This window comes from Solwaraspora sp. WMMD1047 (assembly GCF_029626155.1).
Taxonomy (GTDB): Bacteria; Actinomycetota; Actinomycetes; order Mycobacteriales; family Micromonosporaceae; genus WMMD1047.
In genome coordinates this window covers 1,807,577-1,825,308 of record NZ_JARUBL010000001.1, presented here as the reverse complement: position 1 = coordinate 1,825,308, position 17,732 = coordinate 1,807,577, and the positions used below count along the sequence as shown (strand labels likewise).

At 67.1% G+C, this 17,732-nt stretch carries 11 protein-coding genes; 5 read left to right on the top strand and 6 right to left on the bottom strand.

The genetic code is table 11. The features are described from left to right. Window positions 1–77: 77 nt before the first annotated feature. From O7627_RS08455 to O7627_RS08440, 4 genes are all read right to left on the bottom strand, one after another. On the bottom strand, window positions 78–2,588 hold the full coding sequence (locus O7627_RS08455) for an AAA domain-containing protein (protein WP_278092944.1): 2,511 nt from the start codon (window positions 2,586–2,588) through the stop codon (window positions 78–80). A gap of 435 nt (window positions 2,589–3,023) precedes the next feature. Next, complete coding sequence (locus O7627_RS08450; protein WP_278092943.1) at window positions 3,024–3,404, bottom strand: hypothetical protein; 381 nt, start codon at window positions 3,402–3,404, stop codon at window positions 3,024–3,026. Beyond that, window positions 3,401–5,857, bottom strand: coding sequence for an AAA family ATPase (locus O7627_RS08445; RefSeq protein ID WP_278092942.1), 2,457 nt, complete (start codon window positions 5,855–5,857; stop codon window positions 3,401–3,403). The genes O7627_RS08450 and O7627_RS08445 overlap by 4 nt, the downstream gene beginning before the upstream one ends. Window positions 5,858–5,878: 21 nt before the next feature. Continuing rightward, entirely contained in the window at window positions 5,879–7,111 is a 1,233-nt protein-coding gene (locus O7627_RS08440; protein ID WP_278092941.1) for a DNA sulfur modification protein DndB, read from the bottom strand. Between the two features lie 159 nt (window positions 7,112–7,270). Between O7627_RS08440 and O7627_RS08435 the strand changes: the two genes are divergently transcribed. The 3 genes from O7627_RS08435 to O7627_RS08425 all read left to right on the top strand — a co-directional run bounded on the left by O7627_RS08435 (window position 7,271) and on the right by O7627_RS08425 (window position 14,847). Then, window positions 7,271–9,337: an N-6 DNA methylase gene (locus O7627_RS08435; RefSeq protein ID WP_278092940.1), complete on the top strand. Its 2,067-nt coding sequence runs from the start codon at window positions 7,271–7,273 to the stop codon at window positions 9,335–9,337. Continuing rightward, window positions 9,334–11,325: a class I SAM-dependent DNA methyltransferase gene (locus O7627_RS08430; RefSeq protein ID WP_278092939.1), complete on the top strand. Its 1,992-nt coding sequence runs from the start codon at window positions 9,334–9,336 to the stop codon at window positions 11,323–11,325. Before O7627_RS08435 ends, O7627_RS08430 begins: the two co-directional genes overlap by 4 nt. A 1,404-nt stretch (window positions 11,326–12,729) precedes the next feature. Further along, window positions 12,730–14,847: an AIPR family protein gene (locus O7627_RS08425; RefSeq protein WP_278092938.1), complete on the top strand. Its 2,118-nt coding sequence runs from the start codon at window positions 12,730–12,732 to the stop codon at window positions 14,845–14,847. A gap of 292 nt (window positions 14,848–15,139) precedes the next feature. Here O7627_RS08425 and O7627_RS08420 read toward each other — a convergent pair whose 3' ends face one another. Then, window positions 15,140–15,325, bottom strand: a complete 186-nt coding sequence (locus tag O7627_RS08420; RefSeq protein WP_278098207.1) for a DUF397 domain-containing protein — start codon at window positions 15,323–15,325, stop codon at window positions 15,140–15,142. Continuing rightward, window positions 15,322–16,080 (bottom strand): helix-turn-helix transcriptional regulator, encoded by a 759-nt coding sequence (locus O7627_RS08415; RefSeq protein ID WP_278092937.1) that lies wholly within the window; start codon window positions 16,078–16,080, stop codon window positions 15,322–15,324. Before O7627_RS08415 ends, O7627_RS08420 begins: the two co-directional genes overlap by 4 nt. A 307-nt stretch (window positions 16,081–16,387) precedes the next feature. Here O7627_RS08415 and O7627_RS08410 point away from each other — a divergent pair, with 307 nt between their 5' ends. Together O7627_RS08410 and O7627_RS08405 are read left to right on the top strand one after the other, a co-directional pair. Beyond that, a complete protein-coding gene (locus tag O7627_RS08410) occupies window positions 16,388–16,522 on the top strand; it encodes a hypothetical protein (protein WP_278092936.1) in 135 nt (44 codons plus the stop codon). Continuing rightward, a complete protein-coding gene (locus O7627_RS08405) occupies window positions 16,519–17,700 on the top strand; it encodes a helix-turn-helix domain-containing protein (RefSeq protein ID WP_278092935.1) in 1,182 nt (393 codons plus the stop codon). Before O7627_RS08410 ends, O7627_RS08405 begins: the two co-directional genes overlap by 4 nt. Window positions 17,701–17,732: the final 32 nt, after the last annotated feature.

The window sequence follows — 17,732 nt, the reverse complement described above, 5'->3', positions numbered from 1 at the left end:
CCTCCACCGAATCCACTTCGGCCAACGAATCGACGGTCTCATATGTCCCGGCTCGAAGCCAGCGCGGTGTCTGCTGCCTATGACCGAACCATTCGCCTGGTCGATCGGTCACACGAAGGGCATTCGTAGCGAAGATCGGGGGATCCGCGGTGCAGCAGCTCGAAGCGAACCAACATCCGCTGGCATCGCCCGCAATCGTCCCCCAGTTGACCTGAGCCAGGCACCGCAGCGGACCTTTTCCGACGCTGGGTTCTCCGCACCAGGTCGGCGAACGGGGCGCTCTCGGTACGGAGCACGACCCCGGGGTCGGGGCCGAGAAGTGACGCCCCGGCGGACCAGACCACGTCTCCGACCACTGCGCTGGACTCGAGGATCGGAAGACAGGGGCGGATGTTGACGCCTTCGCGTCGTGCGTGGAGCGCCTCGGCAGGCAGGTACCCGTCTCGATCTGGTTCGATCCAGACCGTCGACGAGTGCACCTCGCCGTTGACCGCCGGCAGAGATCGCAGGGCTGGCAACACCTTCGGCAGGCCGACGAGCGGATCGGCGGGAAGCCACATTTCGACGTTGGCGGCGCGAGCGATGTCCTCGTTGAGCCGAGACCACACCTCGCTGGACGCGATCTGCTCGGTCGATCCGTCGGAGAGGTCAAGCATCTCCTGCCACGGTAGGTGTATCGCCTCGTCGAGCAGATGGGCGAAGAATCGCCAGAGGGGGTCGGCGGACGAACCAGCGCGGTGCAGCTGATCGAAGGCGCCCACCACGACCAGGTGGTCCTTCGCCCGGCTGGCCGCCACGTTCAGCAGGCGGGTGCCGGTGCTCTCCGGATCCTGGTCGGTGAACCAGGGATGGAGCCTGGGCAACCCACGACCGGTGTCCACGGTGTCGTAGATGACGATGTCCCGCTCCCCGCCCTGGAAGCGATGCACCGTTGCTGACGACCACCGGTCCATGCCGAAGTCAACAAGTAGCGACTCCAGGAGCCGCGCCTGCGCCGTGAACGGGCTGATCATCGCCAGGTCACGAGTCTGAGTGGTGGCGGCGCCCAACAAAGCGGTGATCAACTGCGCGTGCATCAGGTTGTACCGCGAGGCAGTTCCCTGCCGGCGCGCGGTCCGGGCAGCGAGTCGTGACGTGTCCAACACCACCAGTTCCCCGCTCGCCCAACGGATTCGGCTACGTCGCTCCCGATCGAGGACAGCGGCGGCGGTGACCAGCGGGCTCTCCCGGTAGAAGGCCGTGCTGACCACCCGACCGATGGTGGGGCGCATCCGGTACTGCGTGGTCAGCGCGGCGAGCCGGTGTACTGCGTTTCCTTCCTTGACCGCGCGTACCAGGCCGGCCTTCTCGAATGGGCTCTTGTGCAGCCACTCTCTGGCCGCGGGAGTGCCGGCAACGGCCACCGGTGGAAGCTGCCGGAAATCTCCGGCTATGACAGTGTGACCACCTCCAGCGCCAGCCACCAGCAGCGCCAGTACGCTGGTGGTCATGCTCGCCTCGTCGAGCACGACCACGTCGAAGGTCAACCCTTTGAGAACGTCGAGGACCGTCTGATGTGCGGTGGCGGCCACGACTCTCGCGTCCCGGCAGATCGCCCGGCGGAACTGCAGCAGAAGGCGATCCAGCCCTTCCGCCACCGCCGCCAGTTCAGCCGCCTCCCACTCCAGCTCGGAACGTCGCTGCTGCTGCTCGTTCGAGAACGGCCCCTTGACCCGCCGCAGTTCGACCAGGGCGTTGCGGACCTCTTGTCGTCGCCGTCCGACCGCCACCCGTTCGGCCGCGAGTGCAGTGCCCCGCTGCGCGGCGACGACGTCAACGAGAACCGCATCACCGGCTGGATGGTTCAGGAGTGTTTCCGTAGGTTGACCCAGTCGGACGAGGGTGCCATCCTGCGCAAGCTGCGGCGCCCGATCAAACAGGGAGGTGACGACGACGTCTAGGGCAGCGTTCGTGGGTGCTGCTACCAGCACCCGCTTTCCCCGTTTCGCCAGCGCCGCGACAAGGGCCGAGATCGTCGTCGTCTTGCCGGTGCCGGGTGGTCCCCAGAGCCACGTCACGCCGGGTGTCAGCCCAAGTTCGACAGCTCGACGCTGGCCATCGTTGAGCCGGTCCGTCTCGCCGGGTTCCAGCCGCTCACCGGTCTCCGGCGCGCTGGACACCATGCCGCTGTCGGGAGGCGTCACCGCCTTCAACGCCGCCTCGGCGTTGAAGCCGGGGCCTCCTTCCTGCAGTTCCCACAGCCGCCTGCTCTGCGCGCTCAACAGCCACGACAGATCGATCCGCAGCGTCGCCTCGCGCATCGACGGCGCGTCCGACGGTACGGACAGGGTGACCACCGCCCCGAAGACGGAGATCACCTCAACCTCCATCTGCAGTTCCTGCACGACCAGCAGGCCCCGTGTCCCCTCAGCACTTCCGATCTCGTTCTGCGCCTCGAAGCGCACCAGACGCCGAGTCGCGGTATGTCCCGCTTCCTGGCCGTCCAAGAGCGGAACATCCGTCTCGGTCCGCCGGCTGGTGACCTTCGCCAGCTCGTCCGCGAGGGCCCGACAGGCACCACGGGCCACCTCGCTCCAGCCGGAAGGCACCGGTCCCACCGGCGGCACGGGTTCCGGTGCGCCAAGCCCCAGCGAGTCCGCGAGCTGCCGGACCTTGGTGTCCGCGTTCCGCGAGGCCCGATCTCGGGCCGACGGTTCCCCTCGCTGCCCCGGTGGGCCGTTCGCTCGCGCGGATGCGAACGTCTCGGTGCCAGAATCAATGCCAGGTTCTGCCCACCCCCTCGGTATCCACAGATCACCTCGGAGATCGGCCAGGCCGTGGGTACGGCAGGTCTCCCACAGCACACCCACGTCGACCCGAACCCCAGCCTGATTGAGGCTCGCGATCAGTGCATCCTGGGAGACCGGTCCCGCAGCGAGCGCCCGCTGGACGGTGGTTACCAGTCTTGTTGGGGATCGTCCGGCCATCGGTGGGTACCTTCCTGAACGAGGGCTCGACAGCTGCTGAGGCGCGTTGCGCTGGTTTCAGGTCCGAATGGATGGACTACCGCCGATCCGGTCCAGTCGGTCGAGCAGGGTGACAACGTCGTCGTGCCAGGAGTGCAGCTCGGCATGGGTCGGCGCCAATTCGTAGGTGTGATGGTGCACCGCCCGGGACAGACCGTGCCATGCTGTCCGCGCGATCCGGGCCGTTTGTGGGTCGGCAAAGGACGGTAGGGCCAGGAGTTGGTGACGTATCGGGCAATGCGCCACCGTCGGGGAGACTCGACTCCAGTAGCGGCGTAGTCCATGTTCGAGGGCGAGTCGGGTGAGGCAGGCGCAACCACGCTGCCAGCAGCGGCGCATGCTGGGGCGAGGGCCTTCGAGCAGGTTCGCCGCCTCGGCGAGGAACTGCTGGGGCGTCATGCCGCGCTCAACTCCTTTACCAACCTGCGGGCGTCGCGGATGAGGGTCGGAAGATCGGTGGCCGCATCGCCGTGCGAGCCGGCATTGACAGTGCGGACCAGCCGCGGGGCCGCACGATCCAGTTTCTCCAGCCTGGCGTTCACCTCGCCCTCCCGGGTGCGGTCCCCGAGCAGCGCCAGAGCGAGGATCTGCCGCAGTCGCACCGCCTCACCGATCGCGTTCTCGGTGTTCACCACAGCGGCGCCCGCCTGGTAGCCACGGATCCTGATCTTCTCCTGACAGGTGTACTCGATGGCGTAGCGGAGCAGGTTGCAGGTGATCGTCCGGCGGACGTCGTCGGCCATTCCGTCGTCCTTGGCGATGGCGCTGGCGTCGGTGAGATAGCGCTCGGCGGGGTCTCCGTCGCCTTTGACGGTGACCTGTGAACGGGCGTGGCGGTCGACGGCCAGAATCCGGGCGTCCAACTCCAGGTGCCGGACGGCGGCGGGGAGCCGGTCGTCGTGGGTAAAGACGATGACCTGCCGGTCCTTGGCGACGTCGGCGAGGACCTGGGCCAGGCCGTAGACCTTGGCCGGGTCCATCGACTGGACAGGATCGTCGATGACGAGGAACCGGAACGGGCTCGCCGGCATCGTGGCCCGCGGGAGGAACAGCGCCAGCGCGAGGGAGTGCAGCTCCCCCTGGCTCATCACGCCGAGGGCGGCACCAGGCACCCCGTCGACCTGCACGTCGAGGTCGACCCGGCGGCTGGTGCCGGTGCCGGCGAGCTTGATCCCGCCGAGGGTCACGTTGCTGTCCTGCCGCAGCGTGTTCCAGATCCCGGTGGCCTCCGCGGCGATCGGCGCCAACTTGTCGTTGCGGATCGTCGCCCCGATCTTCTGCAGCTCGCTGATCGCCGCCTTCAGAGCGGTGAGATTGGTGGCGGCCCGCCGGCTGTCGCGTTCGGTGTCGATCCAGGTCCGCAGGTGGTCGGCGATCGGCTGCCACACCTGCCGGCGGCGGTTCAGGGCGTCCCGGGACGCCGCCTGCACCACCGTCACCTTCCCGAGCAGCGTCTCGAAGCCGCCGACCGCCGACTCCACGACTCGCGCGGAGGCGGGTACGGCAAGCAGTTCGTCCCAGCGCTGCCAGGCCGTCCGGGCCTCGCCGGTGTGAACGTGCTCTGCCGAGAGGTCGGCGGCCAGCGCCTTCGGCTCGGCCGGAACCAGCGCACGCAGGGCGTGGCGGGCTTCGCGTTCCGCGCGGTGGGCGGCGTCGAGGTCCTCCGCGAGCCGGGTCAGGCCGTCCATCCGATCCTGGGCTTCGGCGGCCCATTCCTGGTCCAGGGTGCGACCCCCGCACACCGGACAAGGCTGGTCGGGGTGGTCGGCGCGGTGACGCAACGCGTCGCGCAACAGTGCCGCCAGCGCCCGGGCCTCGCCGGCCGGGGTGCCGGCGAGTTCGTCGATCCGGGCCAGGGCGGCGCGCAGCCGGTCGACCACCTCGGCGACCTCCTCGCGGCCCGGCAGATGCAGGACGTCGAGCTGACGCAGCGGCACGACGGCCGAGTCGTCGTCCGCGTCCTCACTGGTAACAAGGGCGCCCAGCCGCTCCAGGTCGGCGGCCCGGCCGGCGAGGGCCTGCTCGGCGAGGCGGGCTCGGGGGTCGGGGTGCTCGGCGAGCGCGGCCAGCAGGGCCGGACGGCTTTCGGCGGATCGTTTCCGCCGCTGGTCCATCTCCCGGCGGGCCGTCTTGAGCATGGTCTCGACCTCGACGAGCCGCCCGAGGCCGAGGATGAGCTGCAGGGAGTCGTGCATTTCGCTGGGTTTGCCGCCGATCAGCCCGCCCAGTTCCGAGTAGGACAGGAAGGGCCGGTACAGCTCCAGCGGCTGCTTCCAACCGAGGTCCGCCACGGACTGCCGTTGCCCACCGACTGCCTGTAGGTGGGTGATGCCCTCCGACAGGCCCGCTCCGCCGGCCCAGTGGCATTCGACGGTAGCGCCGCCGCGCTGGCCCTCGACGCCGAGCCGGACCTTGATCCGGGAGTCGCCGGTGGTGTGCAGGTTCCGCCAACCGTCCCTCCATACGCTGGTGCGGCCGGTCCAGCGCTTGTTGTCGCCGGTCAGGGCGAACTCGGCGGCCTCGGCGAAGCTGGACTTGCCGGAGCCGTTCCGGCCGGTGACGATCGTCAGTCCCGGCCCCGGGATGAGGCCGAGGGTCGCGGTGGGTCCGATGCCGCGGAACCCGGTCACCTCGATGCCGGCGAGGTAGGTGCCGATCGGCCGGGTCTGCTCCAGCGCGTCGATGGTGGGTTCGGGGCGGCGAGGTGCCGTGCCGCCGAGCATCGCCGCGAAGTCATCGTCGCCGAGCAGGGCGGCGATGATGAGGTTCTCGGCCGTCTCGGGAAGATCGGCGTGGTCCAGGTGTTCCTGGATGAGCTGGTCGACGGTGCTGTTCTGGGGGTCGTCTCTCATGTCACACCTCCTGGAGGGGTGTCACCGGCCGCGGATCTTGCGTCCGCTTTCGGTGTCGGGGTAGAGGATGGCGTCGGCGACCCGGCCGCCGGAGTCCTTGGCGCCGCCGCCGAAGTTGAGGACGCCGCGGGCGTTGGCGCTGGCGGCGACGCCGTCCCAGTAGCGGGCCTCCTTCTCCCACCGGATCTCGTGCAGCAGATCCAGCAGGTCGGTGTCGGTGAGCTCGGCCCCGCCGACGGCCCAGCCGGTGGCCTGGTGGGCGGCGATGCCGATGCCGGCCAGCACCGCCGGCGCGGCGGCCGCGGTGCGGGCCGCGAGCTGCGGGTAGAGCTGGGTCAGCAGGCTGGAGAGCAGCGGTACGACCCGGCGTTCGATCCGCTCGGCGCCGACCGTCTCGGGCAGGTCGCCGCTGCGCACGGTGGTCGATGAGAGGCCGAGCCCGCGGCGGCCGAAGATGGTGGCGATGACCAGGACCCGCAGCGCGGAGAGGGTGATCAGCTCCGGGTCGGTCCTGGTGAGCTGGCGCTTGCGGGCCTGGACGAGCTTGGCGAGCGGGATGATCCGGCCGTCGTGCTCGACCTTCACCGCCTCGGCGATCCGGTGCGCGAGCTGGGTGCCGAGGTCGCGCTGGTCCATGGACATGGCGAGGTTCTTGTCGACTGCGACGCCTTCGACGTTGCGGTCGTAGAAGATCTGCCGGGCGTCCTCGACGCTGAGCCCCCAGTAGAGCTCGAACGGGAGCCGGACGACGTTGAGCTTCTGGTAGGTGGTGCCGTACTGCTCGGGGTCGTCGTAGAGCTCGTGCAGCGCGGTCACCTGCGTCTCGCCGTCGATGGCGACCACCGGCGAGCCGGCCAGCAGGGTGATCCGGCAGATGCCGCTGCCGGGGACGAGTTCGTCGCTGACGGCGCCGGGGTCGTCGGCGAGCCAGAGGGTGATCGGCGGGGTGGACCAGCCGGAGCCGAAGTCGCCGTTGATGCCGGCGGCGATGTAGTGGGCGTAGCCGGCGACGTTGCGCCCCTTCTGGCTGGACTTGAGGGTGCGCTGGACCAGGGAGCGGATCTCGGCGTGCCGGCGTACCGCGCCGGAGGAGACCTTCATCGCCCGCTTGTCCTCCTCCCGCTTGGGTGAGGGGACGAGCTGCAGCAGCGCCGGCAGCGCGATCGTGCCGATCACCGCGTCGGGGCGGAACGGGGTGACGGTGAGCTGGATGCCCTCGACTGCGGCGGTGGGCAGGGGCATGAGCATCGACATGAGAGCTCCTTCGGGGAGGGGACGGAACGGCACAGACGCGCCGCCCGGGTGAAAACAACCCTAGCACACATCAACGTGAAAGCACTGTCAAAAGCGTTTACACGGTCGGGGCTGGTGTAGAGTACGGAACGAAGAGCAGCACAACCGACGGGACAACCCATGGCACAACCCGCCCAGGTGACGGCAGCCGAGATCTCCCGGCTGGCCGGCGTCACGCGCGCCACCGTCAGCAACTGGCGCCGGCGACACCCGGACTTTCCCGCTCCGTCGGGCGGGACGGAGGCGAGCCCGGCGTACGACCTGGTCGAGGTTCGGGCCTGGCTCGACGCGCGCGGACAGCTGCCGGTCGGCTCCCCCGCCGACGACCTGCGCACCGCCCTACGGGCAGCCGCCGTGTCCGACCCCGCCCACCGAAGCAGACTGCTTCCCGCCGTTGTCGCGGCGAGTCACATTGCCGACACCGACCTCGAAAAGGCCACCGAACTTCCCGATGATCGACTGTCCACATGGGTGAGGCGGCAGGCCCGGTCGTACGCCACGGGCATCCCCGGCACCGGCGACCCGGTCTACCATCCGGGTGAGGCGGATCTACTCCGGACACTGCTGCGCTGCGTCGCCGCGGAGGGAGCGGTCCGGACGCTGGAGGTGCTCGCCGAGGGCGACCTCAACGACACAAAGGCCACCAGCGTCTACCAGACCCCGGAGCCGGTGGCCGAGCTGATGGCAGACCTGCTCGCCGGCCGCGACGAGGCGTACCCGAATCGGGTTTTCGATCCGGCGTGCGGCGACGGCAACCTGCTGCTGGCCGCCGCCGCTCGGGGTGCCCGCGAGCTGTCCGGCCAGGACATCGCGCCGCCGCTGGCCGCCCAGGCCGCCGCCCGCCTCGCCATCGCCGCCGAGAACCGCGCTCCCGGAACCCACGCCGCCGAGCAGACCCGGACCGAGATCCGGGTCGGCGACAGCATGCACGCCGACGCCTTCCCGTCGCTTGTCGCCGACGCGGTGCTCTGCGCGCCGCCGTACGGGCAGCGCAACTGGGGACACGACGAGCTGGCGTACGACCCGCGCTGGATCTTCGGTCTGCCACCGAGGAACGAGCCGGAGCTGGCCTGGCTGCAACACTGCCTCGCCCACCTGGACCCGGCCGGTCGGGCCGCCCTGCTGATGCCCCCGGCCGCCGCCGAACGCCCGTCCGGCCGGCGGATCCGGGCCGAGCTGATCCGCTCTGGGGCGCTGCGCGCCGTCGTCGCCCTGCCGGCCGGGGTCGCGCAGCCCTTGCACATCGCCCTGCAGATCTGGCTGCTGCAACGGCCGAATCCGCAGGCGCAACTGCCGCAGAGCGTGCTCTTCGTGGACGCCGCCGACGGCCACCGGGCGGCCGACACCCCGGCCGGCCGGACCGACTGGCCGCAGCTCCGGGAGACGGTGCTCACGGCCTGGCGCGACTTCGACCGGCGCCCCGACAGCTTCGACCCGGTGCCCGGCGCGTCGCGGGCCGTGCCGGTCATCGACCTGCTCGACGAGGCGGTCGACCTCACCCCCGCCCGGCACGTCCGAGCCGTCCCGGTCCCCGCTAAACCCGACGAGCTTGCCGACCTGGCCACCGAGCTGGGCGGCCGGTTGCGAACGGCCGCCGACGAGCTGATCGGCCTGACCGGTGGCCAGAGCTGGCCGCCGGCCGGCGCCACCCCGATCTCCTGGCGTACCGCGACCGTCGCGGACCTGCTGCGCGGCGAGGCCCTGACGCTGCTGCGGGCCCCCCGGCGGCCGGCGGCCGGGGCGGTGGACGGGGAACCGACCGGCGAGGAGATCACCCTCCAGGCCGGTGATGTCATCCTCCCCGAGCTGTTGCAGGGTGCCGCCGGCTCTGCCCGGGTCGCCGAGGCCGGCGACGCCGGCCAGCCGCTCGGCCGGCAGCTCGTGCTGCTGCGGCCCGACCCGACTCGCCTGGACCCGTGGTTCCTCGCCGGTTTCCTGGCCGCCGAGGACAATCTGAGTGCCGCCTCGTTCGGCAGCACCGTGGTCCGGGTCGATCCCCGACGGCTGCGGATCCCGCTGCTCCCCCTCACCGAACAGCGGCACTACGGCCGCGCGTTCCGCCACCTGAATGCGGTCCGCGCGGCGGCCGACAGCACCGCCCGCCTCGCCGAGGAGACTGCCCGTACGCTGTCCGCTGGCCTCACCGGCGGCGCCCTGCTCCCGCCCACCGTGGAAGGAAACCATTGAGCACCAGCAAGCACACCGAGTTGGCGAATCACGCCTGGTCGGTCGCCGACCTGCTCCGCGGCGACTACAAGCAGTCCGACTACGGCAAGGTGATCCTGCCGTTCACGGTGCTTCGCCGCCTGGAGTGCGTGCTGGCGCCGACCCGGGAGGCGGTGCGGGAGACCCGCCAGCGGTTCGAGGGCCAGGACATGGACGTGGCGCGCTTCCTGCGCCGCGCCGCTGGGCACAGCTTCTTCAACACCAGCAGCTACACCCTGAAGTCGATCGCCGCCGACCCGAGCCAGACCGCGAAGCACCTGCTGGCCTACATCGGGGCGTTCTCCGAGAACGCGCAGCAGGTGCTGCACCGCTACGAGTTCCCCCAGCAGGTCCGCCGGCTGGACAGCGCGAACCTGCTCTACAAGGTGGTGGGCCGCTTCGCGGACCTGGACCTTGACCCGGCCACCGTCTCCAACCACCAGATGGGGTACGTCTTCGAGGAGCTGATCCGGCGTTTCGCGGAGCAGTCGAACGAGACCGCCGGTGAGCACTTCACCCCGCGCGAGGTCATCGAGCTGATGGTGAACCTCCTGGTCGCCCCGGACGACGACGCGTTGAGCGTGCCGGGTGTGGTCCGTACCGTGATGGACCCGGCCTGCGGCACCGGCGGCATGTTGAGCGCCGCCGAGGAGCACATCACGAAGCTGAACTCGTCGGCGACGGTCGAGGTCTTCGGGCAGGAGCTGAATCCGGAGTCGTGGGCGATCTGCCGCTCCGACATGATGATCAAGGGCCAGGACCCGGAGAACATCAAGTTCGGCAACTCGTTCAGCGACGACGGCCACCGCAACGCCCGCTTCGACTACCTGCTGGCGAACCCGCCGTTCGGGGTGGAGTGGAAGAAGGTCAAGGACGAGATCGAGGACGAGTACGAGCGGCTCGGCGAGAGCGGCCGGTTCGGCGCCGGCCTGCCCCGGATCAACGACGGCTCGCTGCTCTTCCTCCAGCACATGATCTCGAAGATGAAGCCGGTGACCGCCGAGGGCAAGGGCGGCAGCCGGCTGGCGATCGTCTTCAACGGCTCGCCGCTGTTCACCGGCGCGGCCGACTCGGGCGAGTCGCGGATCCGCCGGTGGATCCTGGAGAACGACTGGCTGGAGGCGATCGTCGCCCTGCCCGACCAGCTCTTCTACAACACCGGCATCTCGACGTACTTCTGGATCCTGACCAACCGCAAGCTGCCCGACCACCGCGGGAAGGTGATCCTGCTGGACGCCCGGGAGTACTTCGCGAAGATGCGCAAGTCGCTCGGCGACAAGCGCAAGTACCTGACCGGGGAGCAGATCGCCGAGATCACCCGCCTCTACGGGGAGGCGCTGCAGGTCGCCGACGACCCGGAGCATCCGCAGCACGCCAAGGTGAAGGTCTTCGCCAACGAGGACTTCGGCTACCGCCGCATCACCGTGGAGCGGCCACTCAAGCTCCGCTTCGAGGTCACCGACGAAACCCTGACCCGGGTACGCGAGTCGAAGCCGATCGCCCGCGCCCTGGATGTCGATGCGTTCGCGACCACCCTGAAGCCGCTGGTCGGGCGCTCGTGGGGCACGAAGCGGGCGGCCTGGGACGCGCTCCGCCAGGCGATGGCCGAGGCCGGGGTGCTCTGGCCGAGCGCCGCCCCGTTCGCCAAGGCGCTGCGCGAGGCCATCGGGGTGCGCGACCCCGAGGGCGAGGTGCAACAGGTCAAGGGCGCCCCGGAGCCGGACCCGGAGCTACGCGACTACGAGAACGTGCCCCTGCACGAGGACGTCGACGAGTACCTACGCCGCGAGGTCCTCCCCCACGTCCCCGACGCCTGGATCGACCACACCAAAACCAAGATCGGGTACGAGATCCCCTTCACCCGCCACTTCTACGTCTACAAGCCCCCACGCCCCCTCGCCGAGATCGACGCCGAACTGAAGGCCCTCGAAGCCGAGATCCAGGTACTTCTCGGCGAGGTGACGAAGTGAACCCGGTACGTCTGCGTCACATCGCACAAATCAATCCACCGTCACCTGCCTTCGACCGACTACCAACGGACAGCGAGCTCACATTCCTACCGATGGAGTCAGTCTGGCCAGGTAGCAGGCTAGACATCTCTCAACGTCGCAGCAAGGCCGTTGTGAGTAGCGGCTACACCAGATTCGAGAACGGCGACGTACTAGTCCCCAAAATTACGCCAACCTTCGAGGCAAGCCGCTCGGTCTTAATTGATGGTCTTCACAACGGCGTGGGGGCAGGCTCGACGGAGCTTCATGTCCTCCGTGCCGGGGCACGACTCGATCCACGATTCCTGCTATACCTGGTCCACACCCACCCCTTCCTGAAGCTTGGCAAGGCTGAGATGTACGGTGTCGCCGGACAGCAGCGTGTGCCCGATGAATTTCTCCGGAATCTCCCAGTTCTACTGCCCGCACTAGAGGAGCAGCGACGCATCGCCGAGTTCCTCGACGCCGAAACCATCCGCATCGACCGCCTCATCAAGGCTCGAGTACGACAACGCACTTTATTGGAGGAGCGGTGGACCTCCCACGTATCCGAAACCCTAGTTCCAGGAATTACATTGAAGCATTGCGGAAGCCAACCTTGGCCGTGGCTACCGCCAGGAGACAATGACCAACCAAGGGTGAGGCTTGGCTATCTATGCAGACTGCAAAGCGGGATCACCGTCGACGGGGGTCGAAAGGCTGGCGATGAGCCGGTAACACGTCCCTACCTGCGTGTCGCCAATGTCCAAGCCGACCACATAGATCTATCGTCGGTAGCAGAGGTCACCATTCCTAGATCAATGGCGGCACGAAGCACCCTTCGGCCCGGAGATGTCCTCATGACCGAAGGTGGAGATCTTGACAAATTGGGCAGAGGAACTGTATGGGGCGGGCAAATCCCAGACTGCTTACATCAGAATCATGTATTTGCGCTCCGACCCAACCCCGATCGACTCGACGCCCACTATCTGGCCTTAATGACTCAGACATCGCATGGCCGCTCCTATTTCGAAAGTACCGGGTCGAAAACAACAAATCTAGCCTCCACAAGCAGCAGCAAGATCTTGAACTTTCCCGTGCCCCTTCCTTCCGTGACTCGCCAACACGAACTGGTTCGAGACCTTCGCCGATACCAGGACACTATCTCACGGGCAGGGAAGGAAATTGACCGACAACTAAAACTGCTCACCGAACGCCGACAGGCGCAAATCACGGCAGTAACGGTGGGACAACTCGGCTTTCCAGAGCCAAGATAATTCATAGTCGGCAGCACTACCCAGAAAGTCGTCCATCTACGCGCCATTAAATAACATATATCAGACGATCAACAGTTAGGCGGTCGGGGTGAATGTAGGACAGGGAGCATCAAGGCAAGGTGCTTTCAAAGTGCAGATCCGACACGTGCGGGACGCGCTCAAGAGGGAATTCGAGAACATAATCGATCTCGACGACCTCCCCAAGAGGTCTGAAGTAGGTCGTGAACAAGCATTCCTGTCCAGGGCACTGGCTGCCCTAGTCGTTCGAGACCTGACAGGATGCGACAATGCCGCAGCGGCTGGCGCAGTCATCGACGGTCGAGACGACATTGGTATCGACGCAGTAGCGACAGACGACAGCGCATCACATTTGTGGTTAATCCAATCCAAGTGGAGCGACCAGGGACGAGCCAGCTTCGGCGTTGCCGAAGCGTTGAAGTTCATCGACGGATTGGTCCAAATTGATACCCGGCGGTTCGATCGCTTCAACGTCAAGTTCCAGAATCTGTCAGACCAGGTGGCTGCCGTTCTGGCCAATCCGCACTCGCGGATCACGATGGTTCCCGCGCTCATGCGGACCGATGTACTGTCCGACGACGTTGTCCGGCGGCTGACCGACGCGCAGGACGAGTTCAACCAGCTTGGCACGATGCTTGACCACCGAATCTATCTCGCATCGGATGTCTGGCAGGTTGTGCGCAACGACTTTTCGGAGCCGCCCATCAAGCTGACAGCGAAGATGGAGGACTGGATCCGAATCACCGAGCCGTACGAGGCTTTTCAGGGCACCATCTCGGTCGCCGAGGTTGCACAGTGGTATGCGACACATGGGGACCGCCTGTTCGATCGTAATATCCGTAAGCCCCTCGGCCTGACTCAGGTGAACCAAGGGCTAACCGACACGCTGACTAGCGAGCCATACAACTTCTGGTACTTCAACAATGGAATCACTGTCCTGTGTGACAAGCTGGATCCAAACTATTTCAGCAGATCCGCAAGGAGCCCCGTCGAACTAAACCTTGATGGCGCCAGTGTGGTGAACGGCGCACAGACCGTGCATGCGATCTACGCAGCTTCACGGAAGGATACTGAGGGGACCGCTGAAGGCTACGTCAGTGTACGAGTCATCTCCCTGCAAAACTGTCAGCCAGGGTTTGCAGATGCGGTGACCACTGCGACAAACACTCAGAACCGGGTTGAACGCCGAGACTTCGTCGCTCTCGATCCAACACAAGCCGCAATCAAGGAGGACTTCGCACTCTCTCTTCAAAAAACCTACATGGTGAAGCGCGGCGAGCCAGAGCCAACACCCGAAAGCGGGTGTTCGGTGCTCAGCGCAGCAATAGCGCTTGCCTGTGCGCATAGAAACCCGGAGCTTGCCATCCGCGCTAAACGCGGCACTGATTTGCTATGGGAGGAGGGCCCGCAGGGGGCGTACCAACTCCTGTTCAATGAGCAGGATCCGCCGGGCGCATATCAAATTTGGCGCACCGTCCTTGTTCTTCGCGAGATTGACGAAACACTTCACCGTACCGCCAAGGGCCACCAAGCACGCTCTGAGGCGATTGCCGAGCGCGGTAACCGTCTCATCGCACACATTGTCTTTCGATATTTGGACCTCGACGGAATTGATGATCCGGATAGCGACTGGAGCCCGATACTTGCCCAGGTACCGGATGCGACTCGCCGTGCCGCAGGGTGGCTCGTCCATCACATCGATGCCAAATTTGGGCCAAACTCAATAGTGGCAAGCACGCTTGCCAATGTGGAACGCTGCCGAGCGTTAATTTCTCTCGTTCTTTCGGACTTGCAACGAAATATTCCGGTACCCGACTTGCCGCCGGACTACCGACCAGAAAAGAAGATTCCTAAGCAACGCAGGCCCAATGCCGTCCCTACCCTGATCGACGCACGGCGGCTTGCTGATGGCACACCTCTAACCTATCGAGCGCCCACTCAACCTGAGCGGGAGGCGATGTCTGGCTGGCTCGCGGACGATCCAAGACGTGGTACAGCAACGTGGGTTAATCAACGCGTACGTCCGCTCTTGTGGGCGGTAGATGGCAAACGATACTCGCCATCGGGACTCGTTCAGCAGATGTGGCAGTTAGCAGGGTGGAGCAAGGCTCCTGTGGCCGCTCAGGGGCCCTCCCGGTGGTACGTCGCCGGTGAAGGATCGCTGTGGAGGCTTGCCCTGGAAACGATGGCGTCCCTTAACGACGCAGATGAGGAGGAGCGCGAAGTATAGAAGCTGCAATGGATGACGGGCAGAGGTGGCCATCTTTGGCTGTCGCAATACCGGCAGCCTATCGGCAATCTTCGTCGCTGTCGCTGTCGCCGGCAACGGCGCAACGATCCTCGGCTCGAGGAGCCTAGCCGTCAGTTGTATCGACGCCTGGAGACGGCAGGTTGAGCTACAACCGCCCTTCGGGCTTCGTTGGATCAGACCGCCAAGGACGGCGGTGCCGGACTCGGGCCACGCGGCGACATCGTGACTGGGAGGACGCTCAGCGCGGCGCTCTGCTGTGGTACCTGGGAGATCAACTGCCGTGCCGGGCCAACACGAGGAATGCCGACCACTGGGACGGGACAAAGGCTAGGACCGGGCCGTCCCGGTCCTTGCTGTCGCGGACCAGGATGCGGCCCGGAAGATTGCTCGCAACCTCCACACAACTGCCGGTTGTGTTTGACCGACTGCTCTTGCGCCAAGTCGGAGGGGGGGTCATGTCCACTGGTCAGCCGCCTTCTTGATCAGCTCGAGACTCGCTTCCTGCGACGGAGTGTAGCGCCGGATCATCTCCCACCGTCGTTCAAGGTCATCGACTCGGTCAACGTCCTCGATCGCGTCGTCTCGCAACGGCCCGTCCGCGAAGCCAACTACCCGGCCGTGTACGGTCGCAAGCGAAATCGAGCCGTCGAGACCGATGTACGCCCCGGCCGTCACTGGCACGACGTACATGCTGACGTTATCGCGCTCGGCGGACTTCATCAGATGCAGCAGCTGTCCACGCATGACGTCAGGTCCACCGATATGGCGGTAGAGGACGCCCTCGTCGAGGATTGCCGTGAGCTGAGCGGGCTTCAGGTCACGAGTCACGATGAGTTCACGGGCCAACCGGGTCGCGATGGCCTCCTCTGCTGCCCTGCCCGACGACGAGGATTCGATCAACGCGCTTGCGTACGCTTCGGTCTGCAGAGGTCCGGGAACCACAGCCAACTCGAAGTACCGCAGCAAGCTCGCCTCGCGCTCACGGTCGAGCCAGGACTTGAGCCAGATGGGCGTCGGCTCGCCGCGTACAAGTTCCTCGTAGAACTTGACGAATGCCGTGCCGAACGTCCGGTCGACCGCCTTCAGGTAGTCGAGCAGGGCGGGACGGTCGCCGCGTTCGATCCCACCGACGTGCTGTGTCGAGTAGTGGATCCGCTCTGCGAACTGCTCCTGGGTCAGCCCCAGAAGTTCTCGCGTGATGCGGAGGTTCATTACCAGAAGATCACTCGCGGGCATAGTCCTTCACATCCTCAGAATCGGCTCGGAAGACTCGGTGTCCCGTGACGCTTCGGGCGGGATACTCACCATCTTCCGCCCCTCGGTGATCCGGGTCCAGTGTGGATGTCAGCGAGGCAACCTTCATTGGTCGCGCCACACCAATCGGCTCGGCAGATTTCGCCATTCGCTCACGAAAGAACCTCCGGACCTCCCTCGACAGGGTGGAGCGGTCGGGGATCGAGAGTGCGGCAACGCTCTCGATCCCCGACCACACCAGAAGGCGAGAAGAATCGTGATCTTCGTGGCTACGTTGATCGTGTTCGGCGGGCTGGTGCCCGGGTTCCTCGTAGGACTCTTCACGTTCCGGGTCAAGTCCCGGTGGTGCCCGCGCTGCGGGGAGTTCACCCACCCGATGCCGCGCGCGGAGTCCCGATGATCGCCCCGGCCCGCCGCACCGCCGGGGACCTGCCGGTCGGGCGGCGGGTGGCGCAGTTGCGGATCCGGCTCGGGATGACCCAGGAGGTCTTCGCCGGCCGGATCGGCAGGTCGAAGAGCTGGGTCGACAAGGTCGAACGTGGACTACGCCGGCTCGACCGCCTCTCGGTGATCGAGACGGTCACCCAGGTCCTCGGCGTCACCCCGGAAGTCCTGCTCGCCAACCCGACCCGACCCGAACCACCCGCCGGACTCGCCGCCGCCGTCGAACGGGTACGCGCCGCACTCGCCTGCTACGACTCCCCCGACCTCCGGCTGGCGCCACCACCGGACGAACTGCACCGCCGCGTCGAACACGCCTGGGTCGCCTACCGGCACGCCCACCACCCGCAACTGCTCAAAATCCTGCCCGACCTGCTCCGCGACGCCCGCCACGCCGCCCCGGGTTCCGTCGTCGACCCCCTGCTACGGACCTACCGCCTCACCGCCCAGGTGCTGATCAAACTCGGCGAACCGCACCTCGCCTGGCTCGCCGCCGACCGCGCCATGGCCACCGCCGCCGGCGACCCCCGCCGTACCGCCATCGCTGCCATCCCCCTCACCCAGGCCCTCCGCGCCCTGCACCGGGGACACCTGGCGATGGCAGCCGCCCTCACCGCCGTACACCATCTGAAGCCGGCGGATTCCCCCCTCGCCGGGATCCTCCTGGTCGAAGCCGCCCTCGCCGCCGCGGCCTGCGGCGACGCGGCCACCGCCCGCGACCTCACCGCCCGCGCCGCAACCCACACCATCGGGTACGCAGACCAGCCCCATCGCGGCGGCACGACAACCTTCGGCCCCACCGTCGTCGACCTGGTCCGCGCACTGGTCGCCGCCGACCTCGGCGACAGCCAGTTGGCCGTCGCCACCCACCTACGCGCCACCGGCACCGACGGCTGGCGCCGGCTGCCCGCCGAACACCGGGCCGCCCACCTGATCGACATCACCCGCGCCCACCTCGACGCCGGCGACCCCGCCGCCGCCGGTCGCGCCCTGGTCACCGCCGACCACATCGCCATCGCCGAGACCCGCGCCCGCCCGGCCGCCCGCACCGCCCTCATCGCCGTCCTCCGCGCCGGCCCCACCGCCGCCGACGTCACCCAGCTCGCCACCGCCATCGGCCTGACCACCCCGCCGTAGCGCAGCTTGCTACGGTGGCCCCGGGTCGAAGG